At 75.3% G+C, this 15,685-nt stretch carries 14 protein-coding genes; 8 read left to right on the plus strand and 6 right to left on the minus strand.

All coding sequences use genetic code 11. The features are described 5' to 3' along the window. Positions 1 to 38: 38 nt before the first annotated feature. Positions 39 to 1,361: a ribonuclease D gene (locus AB0H28_RS25085; protein ID WP_358044815.1), complete on the minus strand. Its 1,323-nt coding sequence runs from the start codon at positions 1,359 to 1,361 to the stop codon at positions 39 to 41. Positions 1,362 to 1,592: 231 nt separating this feature from the next. Here AB0H28_RS25085 and AB0H28_RS25090 point away from each other — a divergent pair, with 231 nt between their 5' ends. Together AB0H28_RS25090 and AB0H28_RS25095 are read left to right on the plus strand one after the other, a co-directional pair. Beyond that, on the plus strand, positions 1,593 to 3,077 hold the full coding sequence (locus tag AB0H28_RS25090; RefSeq protein WP_358044818.1) for a trypsin-like peptidase domain-containing protein: 1,485 nt from the start codon (positions 1,593 to 1,595) through the stop codon (positions 3,075 to 3,077). Between the two features lie 110 nt (positions 3,078 to 3,187). After that, positions 3,188 to 4,093 (plus strand): hypothetical protein, encoded by a 906-nt coding sequence (locus AB0H28_RS25095; RefSeq protein WP_358044821.1) that lies wholly within the window; start codon positions 3,188 to 3,190, stop codon positions 4,091 to 4,093. A gap of 108 nt (positions 4,094 to 4,201) precedes the next feature. On the opposite strand, the gene AB0H28_RS25100 is transcribed toward AB0H28_RS25095, so the two are convergent. Then, a complete protein-coding gene (locus tag AB0H28_RS25100; protein WP_358044824.1) occupies positions 4,202 to 4,774 on the minus strand; it encodes a DUF3000 domain-containing protein in 573 nt (190 codons plus the stop codon). Positions 4,775 to 4,947: 173 nt separating this feature from the next. Between AB0H28_RS25100 and hemE the strand changes: the two genes are divergently transcribed. Genes hemE through hemQ form a run of 3 tightly spaced genes read left to right on the plus strand, consistent with a single transcriptional unit; the run spans position 4,948 to position 8,155 of the window. Further along, on the plus strand, positions 4,948 to 6,039 hold the full coding sequence (gene hemE / locus AB0H28_RS25105) for a uroporphyrinogen decarboxylase (protein WP_358044827.1): 1,092 nt from the start codon (positions 4,948 to 4,950) through the stop codon (positions 6,037 to 6,039). Between the two features lie 8 nt (positions 6,040 to 6,047). Beyond that, positions 6,048 to 7,457 (plus strand): protoporphyrinogen oxidase, encoded by a 1,410-nt coding sequence (gene hemG, locus AB0H28_RS25110; protein ID WP_358044830.1) that lies wholly within the window; start codon positions 6,048 to 6,050, stop codon positions 7,455 to 7,457. After that, positions 7,454 to 8,155, plus strand: coding sequence for a hydrogen peroxide-dependent heme synthase (gene hemQ, locus AB0H28_RS25115; RefSeq protein WP_358044833.1), 702 nt, complete (start codon positions 7,454 to 7,456; stop codon positions 8,153 to 8,155). The genes hemG and hemQ overlap by 4 nt, the downstream gene beginning before the upstream one ends. Before the next feature lie 101 nt (positions 8,156 to 8,256). Here hemQ and AB0H28_RS25120 read toward each other — a convergent pair whose 3' ends face one another. From AB0H28_RS25120 to AB0H28_RS25130, 3 genes are all read right to left on the minus strand, one after another. After that, positions 8,257 to 9,372 carry a lytic polysaccharide monooxygenase gene (locus AB0H28_RS25120; RefSeq protein ID WP_358044836.1) on the minus strand — a complete coding sequence of 372 codons (1,116 nt, stop codon included), beginning with the start codon at positions 9,370 to 9,372 and terminating at the stop codon, positions 8,257 to 8,259. A 110-nt stretch (positions 9,373 to 9,482) separates the two neighbouring features. Next, positions 9,483 to 9,923, minus strand: coding sequence for a GNAT family N-acetyltransferase (locus tag AB0H28_RS25125; RefSeq protein WP_358044839.1), 441 nt, complete (start codon positions 9,921 to 9,923; stop codon positions 9,483 to 9,485). Positions 9,924 to 10,036: 113 nt separating this feature from the next. Next, positions 10,037 to 10,297, minus strand: coding sequence for a Prokaryotic metallothionein (locus AB0H28_RS25130; RefSeq protein ID WP_358044842.1), 261 nt, complete (start codon positions 10,295 to 10,297; stop codon positions 10,037 to 10,039). Between the two features lie 160 nt (positions 10,298 to 10,457). Here AB0H28_RS25130 and AB0H28_RS25135 point away from each other — a divergent pair, with 160 nt between their 5' ends. Next, positions 10,458 to 10,733, plus strand: a complete 276-nt coding sequence (locus AB0H28_RS25135) for an isoamylase early set domain-containing protein (protein WP_358044844.1) — start codon at positions 10,458 to 10,460, stop codon at positions 10,731 to 10,733. A gap of 5 nt (positions 10,734 to 10,738) precedes the next feature. Here the strand turns inward: AB0H28_RS25135 and msrB are convergent, their stop codons facing one another. Then, a complete protein-coding gene (msrB, locus tag AB0H28_RS25140; RefSeq protein ID WP_358044847.1) occupies positions 10,739 to 11,149 on the minus strand; it encodes a peptide-methionine (R)-S-oxide reductase MsrB in 411 nt (136 codons plus the stop codon). 47 nt (positions 11,150 to 11,196) lie between these two features. Here msrB and ligD point away from each other — a divergent pair, with 47 nt between their 5' ends. Then, positions 11,197 to 12,228 (plus strand): non-homologous end-joining DNA ligase, encoded by a 1,032-nt coding sequence (gene ligD, locus AB0H28_RS25145; protein WP_358044850.1) that lies wholly within the window; start codon positions 11,197 to 11,199, stop codon positions 12,226 to 12,228. A gap of 199 nt (positions 12,229 to 12,427) precedes the next feature. Next, on the plus strand, positions 12,428 to 15,613 hold the full coding sequence (locus AB0H28_RS25150) for an FtsX-like permease family protein (protein ID WP_358044853.1): 3,186 nt from the start codon (positions 12,428 to 12,430) through the stop codon (positions 15,611 to 15,613). Positions 15,614 to 15,685: the final 72 nt, after the last annotated feature.

Here is a 15,685-nt window from a genome sequence, read left to right on the forward strand (position 1 = left end):
CCGTGTGGCCCACCCCACACCCCGGCCCGGTGCCGGGCTCAGGGAGCGGGCGCGTGCAGCGCCTCGGCGAGCGCCGGCAGGAGCAGCCCGAGCTGCCACTCCCGGGCGCCCAGCGTGCGCAGCGCCTCCGCAACCGTGGCGTCGGTGATCTCCTCCGGCGGCTGCCAGGCCAACCGGCGGATCGAGTCCGGCGTGATCAGGTTCTCCGCCGGCAGCCGGTGCGCCGCGGCGGTGCCGACCACCACCTCCCGGCAGCGGGCCAGCCGGCCCGCCGCCACCGGGTCACGCTCGGCCCACCGGTGCGGCGGGGGCGGGCCTTCCACCGCCGGACTCACCGGCAGCGCGTCGTCCGGCAGCTGGCGCGCGTCGTCCAACGCCGCCAACCAGGTACGCGCCAGGCGGCGCACCGAACGCCCACCGAACCCGGGAAGGGTCAGCAGCGTCTTCTCGTCCTTCGGGTCCAGCTCGGCCGCTGCCACGATGGCCGAGTCCGGCAGCACCCGCCCCGGCGCGGCGTCCCGCCGCGAGGCGATCTGGTCCCGGGCATACCAGAGCGAGCGGACCCGGGCCTGGGCGCGGGCCCCGCGGACCCGGTGGATCCCGGACGTCCGGCGCCACGGCTCGGCGCGGACCCGGGGCGGCCGGGCGCCGCCGCGTACCAACGCGGCGAACTCCTCCGCCGCCCAGCCGGACTTGCCCTGCCGGTCCAGCTCCTCGTCGAGCACGTCGCGCAGCTCCACCAGCAGCTCGACGTCCAGCGCCGCGTACGTCAGCCAGGACTCCGGCAGCGGCCGGCTGGACCAGTCCGCGGCGGAGTGGTGCTTCTCCAGGCTGAAGCCGAGCAACTGTTCGGTCAGCGCGGCCAGACCGACCCGCTCGAAACCGGCCAGCCGGGCGGCCAGTTCCGTGTCGAACAGCCGGCGCGGGCGCAGCCCCAGCTCGGCCAGGCAGGCGAGATCCTGGCTGGCGGCGTGCAGCACCCACTCGGCCTCGGCGATCGCCGCGTCGAGGGCGGACAGGTCGGGCAGCGGCAGCGGATCGACAAGCACGGTGCCGGCGCCGGCGCGGCGCAGCTGCACCAGGTAGGCCCGCTGGCTGTAGCGGTATCCGGAGGCACGTTCGGCGTCCAGGGCCACCGGGCCGGTGCCGGCCGCGAAGCGGGCCACCACCTCGTCCAGCTCGGTCGGGGTGGCTACCGGCGCGGGGGTGCCCTCGCGCGGGGCGGTCAGCGGGACGGCTGCGCCCGTGTCGGTCTCGGTCCCCGCGTCCGCCGGCTCCGGCACGGCCGACGACGGATGCGGGGACACCTCTCCCGTACGGCTTTCGGCGGCCCGACGGCGCAGGGGTGGTTCGTCGGTCACCTGACAACCCTAGTGGGCCGGACGATCCGGTGCGCGCAGCCGGTCCGGCGCGTGTCCACCAGATGTCCGCCGAGTGTCCGGAACGGGTCGGGTTGCGCGGAGGTGAGAGGGTCGGACGACGGGGGAGACAAAGCCCGTTCCCGCCGGTACGGTCCATCGAGCCGTGCGCGGCGCGGGGCGACCGGGCAGGGTCGGTGCGCCGGCGGAGCCGGCGGGGAGGACGGAACGAGCATGGCAGGCGGCTATCGAAGCGGCGACGGCGTGCCGAGGCAGGACGGCGACGGACCGGCCGACCGGCCGGGGCCGCTGCCGCCGCGCATCGCCCCGCCGGGTGCGAGCCACCCGGTGCCGGCGCCGCACCCGACGTTCGGCGCCCACCACCCCACGGCCCCGCCGAGACAGGCGGCCGTCGGCCCGACGTATCCGGCGCGGTCCGACGCCGCCGGTCCGTCGTCCGACGCCGCCGGTCCGTCGTACGACGCCGCCGGTCCGTCGTACGACGCCGCCGCCCGCGCGGCGTCGCCGGTCGTGCCGGCCCAGCCGGGCTCCGGCCCGGCCCACCCCGGCGCACCGTCGGCCGGCCCGAACCACCCGGGTCAGTTCGCACCGGGCTCGTCGCATCCGGGTGAGCCGGCGACGAGTTCGACCTATCCGGGTCGGTCCGCCTCGGGCTCGTTCCCTGCGGCGGCTCCCGCCGCAGGCCCGTCCTACGCGCCTGCCCCGGGTTTCTCGTATCCGGCGCCGCCGGCCCTCGGCCCGGCCCACCCGGCCCAGTCCGGCTCCTACCCGACCGCTCCGGCCGCCGCCTCCCCGTACCCCGGCCAGCCGGTGTCCGGCCCGGCATTCCCGGCTCCGGCTTACCCGGGCCAGCCCCACCGCGACCCCGGGCAGCCGGGGTTCGCCGCCCCGCCGCTCGGCGCCCGCACCGATCGGCCCGGCCGCGGCGGTCGGCTGTCGACGGTGGCGCTGGCACTGGCCGGTGTGCTGGCCGTGGTCACCGGCGTACAGGCGTACCAGATCCACCGGCTCGACGACCGGCTCGCCGCCGCCGACCGGCGGACGGCCGAGGGGCAGGGCGCGGACGCCCGCCGGCTCGACGGGCTGGAGCAGCGCGCCGGGAGCCTGGAGAAGCAGGCCGGCGCCGCCTTCAACCCGGAGGCCGTGGCGAGCGCGGTGCTGCCCAGCGTGTTCCGGGTGCGGGCCGGCCAGTTCACCGGCACGGCGTTCGCCGTCGGCAAGCCCCCGTCCGGCGGCGGCACCACGCTGCTCACCAACTTCCACGTGGTGGAGTCGGTCGTCACCGCCGGCGAGCGCACGGTGTTCCTGGAGCGCACCGACCAGCGGTTCGAGGCGACCATCGTCGCCACCGACAAGGACAAGGACCTGGCGCAACTGCGTACCACCGCGAAGTTCGGCGGGCTGGTCGCGGCGCGCACGCCGGTCAAGTCCGGCCAGCAGATCGTGGTGGTCGGCGCCCCGCTCGGGTTGCAGGACAGCGTCACCACCGGGGTGGTGAGCGCGTTCCGCAAGGACGAGGGGGGCTCCGGCCCGGTCATCCAGTTCGACGCGCCGATCAATCCGGGCAACTCCGGCGGCCCGGTGATCAACGGGTCGAAGGAGGTCGTCGGCATCGCCACGGCCAAGGCCCGCGACGCCGAGGGCATCGGACTGGCGGTGCCGATCAAGACCGCCTGTGACCGGTTCAAACTCTGCTGACCAGCGGCCCGCCCGCCTGGCACGCCGCGGCCGGTGCGGCCCCGGCCGCGCCGCCTCGACCCCGGCCCATCGGGCCACCCCGCGGGGACCAGCACATCTGGAGGAACGACATGTCCCAGCCACCGAGCGGAGCGGGTGACCACCCGCCCCAGCCGCCGGGCGGCGCGGTCTACGGCAACCCGTACGGGAGCCCGCCCACGCCCCCGCCGTACGGTCCGGCCCAGCCCGACCCGACCCGACCCCAGCCGCCCGTGCCCGGCCAGTACGCGCCGAGCGCCGCGCCCGGCCAGTACGCGCCGAGCGCCGCGCCCGGCCAGTACGCGCCGGGCGCCGCCCCGGTCTCCGCGCCGGGGCAGCCGATGTCGGCGCCGCCCGGCCCCGGCGCCGGTCATCCACCGACGTCGGCCCCACCCGTCCCGGGTCCCGGTTACGGGCCGGCGCCGGTCCAGGGTCCCGCCTTCGGGTCGCCGCCGGTCTCCGGCCCCGCCTTCGGGGCGCCGCCGATGTCCGCCCCACCCGTGTCGGGTCCGGGCTACGGGCCGTCGCCGATGGCGGCGCCGCCCGGCGACGGCACGCCCTACGGGCCGGCCGGGTACGGCGCGCCGGCCGGTGGTGGCCGGAGCCGGACCACGCTGATCCTCGCTCTCGTCGCCGGGCTGCTCCTCGTGTTCGGGGGCGTGATGACCGGCCTCTACGTCACCACCGACGGCAAGCTGGACAGGGCCGAGCGGCAGGTGAGCCAGCGGGACGGCACCATCTCGGCGAATCAACGGGAGATCGAGAAGCTCAAGGGCGAGATGAAGACGATCCAGGAGCGGCTGGCCGACACCGAGCAGGACCTGACCGGCACCAAGAACGACCGGGACGAGCAGGCCCGGCAGAAGAAGGTCATCGCGAGCTGCCTGGACAAGCTGACCACCGCCATCGCGGCGGCGTCGCGCGGGGACAAGGCGGCCTTCGAGGCGGCCAACAAGGGCCTGGACAAGGTCTGCGACGAGGCCGAGAACTACCTCTGAGTTCGTACTCTTGGTTGATCATGAAGTTGGCGGCGTCGAGGATCTCCGAAACGGTCGCCAACTTCATGATCGACGGGGCCTGCTCGCGGGCCGCCGGAGGCGCGGCGGTCAGGCGGCGCCGGCGGGGCGGCGGGTCGGCAGGGCGGTGACGCCGGGTGGCGGCAGGCCGGCCGTCGAGGCCAGCAGCGTGCACCAGCCCAGCAGGTGTGGGCCCAGATCCGCCCGCAGCGGCGTCCAGGAGGCGCGGATCTCGATGTCGCCGGCGGCGGGCGGCCCGGCCAGCTCGCCGAAGCGGGTGGAGAGCGTCTGGGTGACGGTGCCCCCGATCGCCCGATGCCCGGCGCCCTGCGCGTCCAGCGCGTCGGTCAGCCAGGTCCAGCCCACGCCGGGCAGCAGCGGGTCGCTGGCCAGGTCGACCTCCAGCTCGGCGGTGACGTAGGTGACCAGCCGCAGCGTGCCCTGCCAGGCCTCGTGCCCGGCCGGGTCGTGCAGCAGGATCAGCCGGCCGGTCGCCACCTCGTCGTCGTCGCGCAGGACGGCGGCGGAGAGGGCGAACGCGTAGGGCGCCAGCCGCTGCGGAGCGCCCACTTCCTCCAACACGATCTCCGGCCGGGGTGTGGCCGACCGCAGCCCCGCGACCGCGCGAGCGAACGTTTCCGGGAGCGCGATCGGGGGGGCCATGCCGGCAGCCTATGCCGCCGCCGGCACGCGGCGGGTGACGGCGCGCCGGGCGCGTCACCGGGTGAGAGAGGGCCCCGTCTCTACCGGAGGCGTTAACCGGGGGCCCTTCCTTCTGCGTCACAAATGCGGGCGGTGAGCGTGGGGGACGGTGGGGGCGTGGCACGATTGCCGCGATGACCACCGACACCACGGGCACTGCCGCCCGAGACGGAGCACCCCGCCGCGGCGGGCCGGCCGACTCGCCGTTCGTCCGCGCCTGCCGGCGCGAGCCGGTCCCGCACACCCCGGTCTGGTTCATGCGCCAGGCCGGCCGGTCGCTGCCGGAATACCGGGAGATCCGGGCCACCGTGCCGATGCTGGAGTCCTGCCGCCGGCCCGAGCTGGTCACCGAGATCACCCTCCAGCCGGTCCGCCGGCACGGGGTGGACGCGGCGATCCTGTTCAGCGACATCGTGGTGCCGGTGGCGGCGGCCGGGATCGACCTGGACATCGTGCCCGGCACCGGCCCGGTGGTGGCCGAGCCGGTGCGTACCGCCGCCGACGTGCAGCGGATCGCCCCGATCGGCCGCGCCGAGGTGTCCTACGTGGACGAGGCGGTCCGGCTGCTCGTCGCCGAGCTGGGCGACACCCCGCTTATCGGTTTCGCCGGCGCGCCGTTCACGCTGGCCAGCTATCTGGTCGAGGGCGGCCCGTCGCGGACCCACGCGAAGACCAAGGCGCTGATGTACGGCGACGAGGAGCTGTGGCACGCGCTCTGCGCCCGGCTGGCCGAGGTGACGCTGTCGTTCCTGCGGGTGCAGATCGACGCGGGCGTCTCCGCGGTGCAGCTCTTCGACTCGTGGGCCGGCGCGCTCTCCGAGGCCGACTACCGCCGCTTCGTGCTGCCCCACTCGTCGCACGTGCTCGGCGGGCTCGAAGGCGCCGGGGTGCCGCGGATCCACTTCGGGGTGGGCACCGGCGAGCTGCTCGCCGCGATGGGCGAGGCCGGCGCGGACGTGGTCGGCGTCGACTGGCGTACGCCGCTCGACGTCGCCACCGGCCGGATCGGGCCGGACAAGGCGGTGCAGGGTAACCTCGACCCGACCGTGCTGCTCGCGCCCTGGCCGGTGGTGGAAGCCGAGGTGCGGCGGATCGTCGAGCAAGGCCGGGCCGCGCCCGGCCACGTGTTCAACCTCGGCCACGGCGTCCTGCCGGAGACCGACCCCGACGTGCTGACCCGGGTGGTCGCGCTGGTGCACGAGCTGTCCGCGCGACCGGCCCGCTAGGCGGCGTCGTGGCGCGACCGTGGCGGGTGGCGATCGTCGGCGGCGGGATCACCGGGCTGGCCGCCGCGGTCCGGTTGCGCGACCGCGCCCCCGCCGGCACCGAGATCACCGTGTACGAGCAGTCCGGTCGCCTCGGCGGCAAGCTGCGCACCGGCGAGCTGGCCGGCGGGCCGGTCGAGTTCGGGGCCGAGTCGTTCCTGATGCGCGACCCGGCCGGCGGGGAGTCGGCGGCGGTGACGCTGGCCCGCCGGCTCGACCTCGGCGCGCGGATCGTGCACCCGAGCGTCGGGCAGGCCGCCCTGCTGATCGACGGCGGGCTGCGCCCGGTGCCGGGCGGCACGCTCGTCGGCGTACCCGGGGATCTGGACAAGGTGGCGACGGTGGCCCGGCCGGCGGCGGACGCCGACCGCGACGCGGGCCGCCCGCTGCTGGCCCCGGAGGAGGACCTGGCGGTCGGCCGGCTGGTCCGGGAGCGGCTCGGCGACGCCGTGGTGGACCGCCTGGTCGACCCGATGCTCGGCGGCGTCTACGCCGGCCGCGCCGACGACCTGTCGCTGGTCACCACCATGCCGGCGCTGGCCCGCGCGGCCCGCCGGGAGCACACGCTCGTCGGTGCGGTACGCGCCGCGCAGGCCGCCGCGCCGCGCGCGCCCGGTGCGCCGGTCTTCGGCACCCTGGCCGGTGGGCTGAGCACGCTCGTCGAGGCGGCGGCGGAGGTCAGCGGGGCGACGATCCGCCGGGACGCGGCGGTCCGGGAGCTGCGCCGCACCCCGGCCGGCTGGCGGCTCACCGTCGGACCGACCCGCGACGCCGAGCACGTCGACGCCGACGCGGTGGTGCTTGCGGTGCCGGCCCGGCCGGCCGCCCGCCTGCTCGCCGGCGAGGCCGCCGAGGTGGCGGACGTCGTCGGCGCGCTCGACTACGCAAGCGTCGCGCTGGTCACGCTCGCGCTGCCCGGCCCGGAGCTGCCGGAGCTGTCCGGTTTCCTGGTCCCGGCCGGGGAGGGCCTGCTGATCAAGGCGGCCACGTTCTTCACCACCAAGTGGGGGCACCTGCGCCGACCCGACGGGATCGCGCTGGTGCGCGCCTCGGTGGGCCGCTACGGCGACGAGGCCTCGCTCCAGCTCACCGACGACGACCTGGCCGCCACCGTACGCCGGGAGCTGTCGGCGGCGCTGGGGGCGGCGCTGCCGGAGCCGGTGGCGCGGCACGTGCAACGGTGGGGCGGCGCGTTGCCCCAATACACCCCGGGCCACGCCGCCCGGGTGGCGACGGTCCGCTCGGCGCTGCGCGGCGCCCATCCGACACTGGCCCTGGCCGGGGCCGGCTACGACGGGGTCGGCATCGGGGTCTGCGTCCGGTCCGGCGAGACGGCGGCCGAAGAGATCATCACGGCACTGGAAGGATCGGCAGCATGACCGAGCAGACCAACGCGGCGCGGCTGCGGGAGCTGAACGAGACCATCCGCTACACCATGTGGTCGGTGTACCGGGCCAGCAGCCCGCTGCCGTCGCTGCGGGGCAACGTCGTCGACGAGGTCGAGTCGTTCTTCACGGAGCTGGCCGGCAAGGACGTGACCGTCCGGGGCACGTACGACGTGGCCGGGCTGCGCGCCGACGCCGACCTGATGATCTGGTGGCACGCGGCGTCCAGCGACGCGTTGCAGGACGCGTACCTGCGGTTCCGCCGCACCACGCTGGGCCGGGCGCTGACCCCGGTCTGGTCGCAGATGGCGCTGCACCGCCCGGCGGAGTTCAACCGCAGCCACATCCCGGCGTTCCTGGCCGACGAACAGCCGCGCGCCTACCTCTGCGTCTACCCGTTCGTCCGCTCCTACGAGTGGTATCTGCTGCCCGAGGCCGAGCGGCGGGAGTTGCTGGCCGAGCACGGGAAGATGGCGCGGGGCTACCCGGACGTGCGGGCCAACACCGTCGCCTCGTTCGCGCTGGGCGACTACGAGTGGATGCTGGCGTTCGAGGCCGACGAGCTGCACCGGATCGTCGACCTGATGCGGGACCTGCGGGCCTCGCGGGCGCGCCGGCACGTCCGCGAGGAGATCCCCTTCTACACCGGCCGCCGCCGCCCCATCGCCGACATCGTCACCTGCCTGGTGTGAAAGGCGGGGCCCCCGCTTAACGCTTCCGGTAGAGAAGGGGCCCCCTCTCACACCGGAGTGTTAAGAGGGGGCCCCTCCTTACCCGAGGGCGGGCGGGGTGGTCAGGCGGTCGTGGTGCAGGACAGGATGCCGGGTGCCGGGTTGGTCCCGGTCGACGTGCCGGTGAAGCCGAACGAGGTGCTGGCCCCCGGTGACAGCGCGCCGTTGTAGGCGACGTTGCGCGCCGTGACGAGTGTTCCGCTCGTGGTCACGGTGGCGTTCCACGCGGAGCTGACCTGCTGGCCGTTCTGGTAGTTCCAGCTCACCGACCAGCCACGGATCGGCGAGCCGCTGCCGTTCGTCACCTTCACGTCGGCCTGGAAGCCGCCGCTCCATTGGCCGGTGATCTGGTAGGTGGCGGTGCAGCCCCCGGCCGGGTTCGGCGTGGACGGCGGCGTGGACGTCGGGGTCGGGCCGGCGGTCGGCGACGTGGTGGGGGACGCGGTCGGCGAGGTGGTCGGCGATGCCGTCGGCGACGGGCCGGCGCCGCCGAAGTCCACGTCGCTGCACAGGTAGTAGGACTGGTCCAGGTGGCTGGCCTGCCAGATGGTGTAGACGATGTGCCGGCCGGTGCGGCCCGGCGCGCTCGCCGGCACCTGGATCGACACGCCCGACGTCTCGGGCGTCCACTGGCTGGCCGGGGTGTTGCCGATCTGGCCGACCTGCTCCAGGTCGCTCCAGCGCAGCGGCGTGGTGAGCGCGTTGAAGCCCTGCTTGGTCACGTACACCCGGATGTAGTCGGCGCCGTGGCTGGCCTGGTCGTTCAGCTTGATCCGGAAGTTGTTGGCGATCGACGTGGTCTTCCAGGCGCCGACCGTGTCGAGGGCGTTGTAGCGGCCGTTGGAGGTGCGCCCGCCGCTGCACAGCTGCCCGTCCGGGATGGCGCCCTGGTGGTTGCCGGCCACGCCCTCGCGGAACAGCCCGTTCCAGTTCCACATGGCGCTCGGGTCGGCCTGCCAGGCCTGCCAGCACATCGGGTCCTGGGTGGCCATCGCCGGGTTCTGGAAGTCACCGCCCCAGCGCTGCCAGCAGCCGTAGTTGCGCGAGGCCGGGTCGACCACCGACCCGTGCGCCGAGGCCGGGCCGGACAACGCAGTGGTGAGCAGCGTCGCGACGACCGCGCAGACGCCGAGGATCGCCGCCACGAGCGGTACGCGTCGGCGGTACGGAGTGGACATGGGAAGCCTCCGGGTGAGGTGTCGGTACACGATGCCCGGACTGTCGGGAGTTGCCCTCTCCCGCGTGGTTGCTCCCATGGCACGGTGCCACATAAAGTGACACCCGTCAATTAGTTTGGATTCCGGCGCATCGGCGTGTGCGGGATGCCGTCCTCGACGTAACCCGGGCCGCTGACCGTGAAGCCGTGCCCGGCGTAGAAGCCGACCAGATGCGTCTGCGCCTCCAGCACGCACGGCCGGTCACCCACCGCGGCGAGCGCGTCGGCCATCAGCACGCCGGCCAGCCCGGCTCCGCGGGCCGCCGGCGCCACCACCACCCGGCCGATGCGTGCCACGCCGCCGGGGTCGGCCAGGGTCCGCAGGTACGCCACGACGGCGTCGTCGCGGGTCAGCCAGAGGTGGCGGGTGCCGGGCTCGACGTCCCGGCCGTCGAGTTCCGGGTACGGGCAGGACTGCTCGACCACGAACACGTCGATGCGCAGCCGGAGCAGGTCGTGGAACGTGCGGGTGTCCAGCTCGGCGAAGCCGGCCAGGTGGGACTCGACGGGCACCGGGCCAGCCTAGGCGGCAGGCGCCGGCCGGGTGTGCACACCACCTCGCCGAAATGGCGGCTTCGCGGCGCCCGGACGCCGCCACCTCGGCGAACCGGTGGTCGGAGGTGGGCTCAGGCGGGGCGGGCGCCGACCGCGTCGCGGATCGCCGCGCCCTGGTCGCCCTCGACCGCCCGGGCGCAGTGGGCGCAGCAGAAGAAGCGGCCGGAGACCTCCACGCCATGTCCGACGATCTTGACCTGGCAGTGCTCGCAGACCGGCGCCATCTTGTGCACCGCGCACTCGAAACAGTCGAACGTGTGCCGGGCCCCGTCGACCGTGCGCACCTCGAACGCCATCCAGTAGTCGTTACCGCAAACCTCGCAGGTAGCCATGCGAAACCCCCCGAAAACGGACCTGTCATCCCCAGGGTCGTGCACCGGACACGCCGGAGCAACCGGAACCGGCGAACCTGGTCCGGCCCGACGGCGAGTCGCTCCCGGCGTGTCGTGCGTTGACCCTGGTAACGACCGCCGAGCAACCCCCGGAGGATCCGTGATCAAGCGCAACAAGCTCTTCGGCACCCAGACCCGGGTGACCTTCTCGCTGCCCCGCGACGTGCCCTGCGGCACGGTAAGCGTGGTCGGCTGCTTCAACGGTTGGGAGCCCGGCCGGCACGAGCTGGTGCCCCGCCGCGACGGCACCCGGACCGTCACCGTCCGGCTCGGCCCGGGGGAGTACCGCTTCCGCTACCTCGCCACCGGCGGGGTGTGGCTGGACGACGAGGCCGCCGACCACGTGGACGAGGCCGGCGGCCTGCTACGCCTCTAGCACCGTCAGCCGGCGCTCGGCTCCAGCCGCACCGAGATCGAGTTGACGCAGTGCCGGGTGTCCTTGGGGGTGAACCGCTCGCCCTCGAAGACGTGCCCCAGGTGGCTGTCGCAGCGCGCGCACCGGATCTCCACCCGCCGCATGCCGAGCGTGTTGTCGGGGATCTCCTTGACCGCGCCCGGGATGGCGTCGTCGAAGCTGGGCCAGCCGCAGTGCGAGTCGAACTTGTCGTCGCTGCGGAACAGTGCCAACCCGCAGGCCCGGCAGTGATAGACGCCGGGCGTCTTGGTGTCGACGTACTCGCCGGTCCAGGGCGCCTCGGTGCCCGCCTCGCGGAGCACCCGGAACTCCTCGGGGCTCAGCCGGACCCGCCACTCGTCCTCGGTGCGGGGCAGTTCGCTGTCGGAAAGACTCACCGCTTCACGGTACGTCGGCTGTCGGTCTGATCGCATATGGTCGCCTGATGGCGGGCAGCAGAAGCGCCGTCGAGGAGATCGAGGTCGGCGGGCGGGCCGTGCGGCTCAGCAGCCCCGACCGGGTGATCTTCCCGCAGCGCGGCTTCACCAAGGCGGACGTCTTCCACTACTACCTCGCCGTGGGCGAGGGCATCACCCGTGCCCTGCGCGACCGGCCCACCACCCTGCAACGCTTCCCCGAGGGCGTCGAGGGGGAGATGTTCTTCTCCAAGCGGGTGCCGACGCGCGGCGTACCCCCGTGGATCCGCACCGCCCAGATCAGCTTTCCCAGCGGTCGCAAGGCCGACGAGCTCTGCCCGGCCGACCTGGCGCACGTGGCCTGGGCGGCGCAGATGGGCACCGTGGTGTTCCACCCCTGGCCGGTGCGCGCCGCCGACACCGACCGCCCGGACGAGCTGCGGATCGACCTCGACCCGCAGCCCGGCACCGACTTCACCGACGCGGTCACCGCCGCCGGCGAGCTGCGCGGGCTGCTCGACGAGCTGGGCGTGCCGGGCTGGCCGAAAACCTCCGGCGGCCGGGGTGTGCACGTCTACCTGCGCATCCAGCCGCGCTGGACGTTCGTCGAGGTGCGCCGGGCCACCATCGCGCTGGCCCGGGCGCTGGAACGGCGCCGACCCGAGCTGGTCACCACCGCCTGGTGGAAGGAGGAGCGGGGGCGGCGGGTCTTCGTCGACTTCAACCAGACCGCGCGGGACCGCACCATCGCCTGCGCCTACTCGCTGCGGGCCAACGCGCGTGCCACCGTCTCCACCCCGGTCGACTGGGACGAGCTGACCCGGGTCGACCCGGACGACTTCCACCTGGGCACGGTGCCGGCCCGGTTCGCCGAGCGGGGCGACCCGCACGCCGGCATCGACGACACCCCGTGGGACATCACCCCGCTGCTGGAATGGGCCGAGCGGGACGCCGCCGACGGCCTCGGCGACCTGCCCTACCCGCCGGAATACCCGAAGATGCCGGGCGAACCCAAGAGGGTCCAGCCCTCCAAGGACCGCGACCGCCCGCGAGACACCTGACAGCGACAACGCCTGACCCGTCGGTCTCGAAGTCGGGGCTCGTTGGTGTCCGCTTGGTGCCCGTCCCTGGGTGGGGATCGACGAGGGAGGAAGGGGTGGGTGGGGAGGGGGTAACGATCTTGTAACGGGCGCGCACCTTTTCCTGGGGTTGGCGGGTCTTCCTGGTCATCGGCTCACCCGGGCCAGGAGAGGACGTCGGATGAAGCTGGTGTGGAGGCGGGCGGTCGAGGCCCGCGGGCTGCTGCTCGCCGCCGCGGTCGCGGCGCTCGTCGCGGTCGGGCTGGTCACCGGGCTCTCCGACTACAACCGGCGGGCGGTGGAGGCGGGCGCCCGCGCGGTGCTCGACGCCGCCCCGGCCGAGGAACGCAGCCTGCTGGTCAGCGGCTCCGGTGGCGCCGACCCGACCGCGTTCGCCGAACGGGACCGGGCGGTCCGGGCGCAGTTCGCCGCCGGCCTCGGTGGCGCGCCGGTCGCCGTGACCGCCGCCCGGTACGGCACCGGGCGGGAGCTGACCGGCGACGTGGGCGCCGCCCGCACCGACGACGACCCGATGTTCGCCAACCTGGCCACCCTGGACGACCTGCCCACGCACGCCGAGTTGACCGCCGGGACGTGGCCGGTGCCCGGCGCCGACCCGTTGCAGGTGACGGTCCCGGAGAAGGTCGCCGCGCGGCTCGGCCTCGAGGTCGGGGAGCGGGTGCCGCTCTTCGACCGGGCCGCCGAACGGGGCGGCGCGGTGACGATCGCCGGCACCTGGCGGCCCCGGGACGCCGCCGACACCTACTGGCGGCTCGCGCCGGGCGTCGGCGACAGTCAGGGCGACGCGGCGAGCACCTCGTACGGGCCGTTCGCGCTGGACCCGGCCGACTTCGCGCGTACCTTCCCGGGGTCCGTCTCGGCGGCCTGGCTGGTCGCCCCGGACCTGGTCGGCGTCGAGCCGGCCCGGCTGCCGGCCGTCACCGCCGCGCTGGCCGACGTCACCGACCGGCTGCCCGGGGCGACCGGCCTGGACTCCTCCGCCCAGCAGGTCAGCCACCTGGACCGGCTGGTCGACCGGCTCGGGCGGGCCGACCTGGTGGGCCGCTCGGCCCTGCTCACCCCGCTGCTGCTGATCGTGGTGCTCGGCGGGTACGCGCTGGTGCTGGTCGCCGCGTTGCTCAACGAGGACCGGCGGGCGCAGACCGCGCTGCTGCGGGCCCGGGGCGCCGCGCGCGGCCAGCTCGCCGGGCTCGCCGTACGTGAGGCGACGCTTGTGGTGGCGCCGGCCGTGCTGCTGGCCCCGGCGCTGACCGGGCAGGCGGTCCGCCATCTCGGTGCGGACCTGCGGCTCACCGACGGCAGCGCCACCCGGGTCTGGCTGGTCGCCGTCGGCGCCGCGGTCGGCTGCCTGCTCGCCATGGTGCTGCCGGCCCTGCGCCGGGCCGGCACCTACGTCGCGGACATGGCGGCCCGCTCCCGCCCCACCCGCGGCGCGGCGGTGCAACGCGCCAGCGTCGACCTGGCCCTGGTGGCGCTGGCCGTGCTCGCCTGGACCCAGCTACGGCAATACTCCTCGCCGCTGGCCGGCGCGAACGGCAGCCTCGGCATCGACCCGCTGCTCGCCGCCGCGCCCACCATCGGTGTGCTGGCCGGTGCCGTGATCGCGTTGCGGCTGCTGCCACCGGCCACCCGGCTCGCGGAACGCGTCGTCGACCGGCGGCCGTGGAACGCCACCATGTTCGGCATGTGGCAGGCCGGCCGCCGCCCGCACGCCGGCCCGGTGCTGCTGCTCGCGCTCGCCGTCGGCGGCAGCACGCTGGCCTGGTCGCTGGTCGCCTCCTGGGAGCAGTCGCAGCGCGACCAGGCGTGGCACACGGTCGGCACCGACCTGCGGCTGACCGAGCGCGACGGCACCGCTCCCGACGACCGGGCCGACCGGCTGGCCGCCGTCCCCGGGCTGGATCGGGTGCTGCCGGCCTGGCGGGACGGCCTCCGCCTGGGTCGGGAATCGCGATCCGCCACCGCGGTCGCGCTCGACGCCGCCGCCGCACCGGACATGATCAGACTCGACGACGCCGAGGGCGGGGCGTCCACCGCAGAACTGCTGGCCCGCCTGGTCGGCGCGCGGGCTGCGCCCACCGGGGGCGTCCTGCCGGCCGGAGCGCGGACGCTGGCCGGCACCGTCCGCACCCCGGTCGACACCTCGTTCACGCCGCCCACGGTGACCGTGAGCGCACTGTTCACCACCGACGCCGGCACCGCCTGGCGGCTACGCCTGGCCGAGGCCGGCGGGGACGGGCAACCGGCGCGCTTCTCCGTCGCGCTTCCCGACAGCGGTGGGGCGCCACTGCGGCTGGCCGGTTTCGAGGCCGACGGCGGGGACGTCGTGGGTTCCGCCTACCGGCTGGTCCTGGACGGGCTGCGACTCACCGACGCCGGTGGCGCCGCGCTGCCGCTGCCGATGGACGGCGCCTGGCGGGTGATCGACCCGGCGAACGGCCCGCGCGGCGCCGCGCGGGTCACCCCGACCGGGGTGGACGTGGTGCGGAGGTTCGACGTGCCGGAGGGACTGCTCCGGTACGTGAGCACGCCGCCGTCCCGGTTCGCCGTGGTGCCGCGCGGGGACGCCCCGCCGGTGCCGGTGCTGATCACGCCCGGGGTTGCGGCAGCGCTGAGCGTGGGCACCGGCGACACGTTCACGCTGCCGCTGTCCGAGGTGACGCTGGAGGCGAAGGTGGCCGGCGAGGTCGCCGCGATCCCCGGGGCCGACGGCGACGGCGTGCTTGTCGACCTGCCCGCCGCCGCGAACCAGGTGCTGCAGCAACGCGGCGCCGTCCGGTCGGTCGCCGAGTGGTGGCTGCGGGCCGGCCCCGGCGGGCACGCCGCCGCGGCGCAGGCGCTGGCCGGGCTGGACGGCACCGTCCTGCACGACCGGCGGCAGGTGGCGCAGGAAGCCGCCCGGGACCCGTACTGGCGGGGCGCCCGCACCGGGCTGCTCGCCGCCGCGCTCGGTTCCGTGCTGCTCGCCCTGGTCGGCCTGGCCGTGGACGTCTGGGCCACCACCCGGCGCCGGCTCACCGAGTTCGCGGTGTTCCACACGCTCGGCGCGACCGCCCGGCTGCTGGGTCGCGCATACCTCGCCGAGCAGACGTTCCTGGCCGCCATCGGGGTCGGGGTCGGGCTGCTCGTCGGCGCCGTGGTCGCGGCGACCATGGTGCCGCTGGTGATCCTCACCCCGGGCGCCGGCCGGCCGGTGCCCGAGGCGGTCTTCGTCGTGCCCTGGTCACCGGTCGGGCTGACCGCCGTCGGGCTGCTGCTCGCCGCGCTCGCCTTCGCCGCCGTCATCACCACCGGGATCCGTCAGCGGGTCGCCGCCGTGCAGCTCCGGATCGGGGGGGCCCTGTGAGCGCGAGGAGTGCAGCGCAGCGGAGCCCCGCAGTCGCGAACGGAAGGTGGGTCCTGTGAGCGCGAGGAGTGC

It is taken from the genome of Micromonospora sp. NPDC050980 (assembly GCF_040653835.1).
In the GTDB taxonomy this organism is placed as follows: domain Bacteria; phylum Actinomycetota; class Actinomycetes; order Mycobacteriales; family Micromonosporaceae; genus Micromonospora.

Coding starts and splice junctions, on each gene's coding strand:
- AB0H28_RS25090 (WP_358044818.1), top strand. CDS start 1,593: ATGGCAGGCGGCTATCGAAGCGGCGACGGCGTGCCGAGGCAGGACGGC.
- AB0H28_RS25095 (WP_358044821.1), top strand. CDS start 3,188: ATGTCCCAGCCACCGAGCGGAGCGGGTGACCACCCGCCCCAGCCGCCG.
- AB0H28_RS25100 (WP_358044824.1), bottom strand. CDS start 4,774: ATGGCCCCCCCGATCGCGCTCCCGGAAACGTTCGCTCGCGCGGTCGCG.
- hemE (WP_358044827.1), top strand. CDS start 4,948: ATGACCACCGACACCACGGGCACTGCCGCCCGAGACGGAGCACCCCGC.
- hemQ (WP_358044833.1), top strand. CDS start 7,454: ATGACCGAGCAGACCAACGCGGCGCGGCTGCGGGAGCTGAACGAGACC.
- AB0H28_RS25120 (WP_358044836.1), bottom strand. CDS start 9,372: ATGTCCACTCCGTACCGCCGACGCGTACCGCTCGTGGCGGCGATCCTC.
- AB0H28_RS25130 (WP_358044842.1), bottom strand. CDS start 10,297: ATGGCTACCTGCGAGGTTTGCGGTAACGACTACTGGATGGCGTTCGAG.
- ligD (WP_358044850.1), top strand. CDS start 11,197: ATGGCGGGCAGCAGAAGCGCCGTCGAGGAGATCGAGGTCGGCGGGCGG.
- AB0H28_RS25150 (WP_358044853.1), top strand. CDS start 12,428: ATGAAGCTGGTGTGGAGGCGGGCGGTCGAGGCCCGCGGGCTGCTGCTC.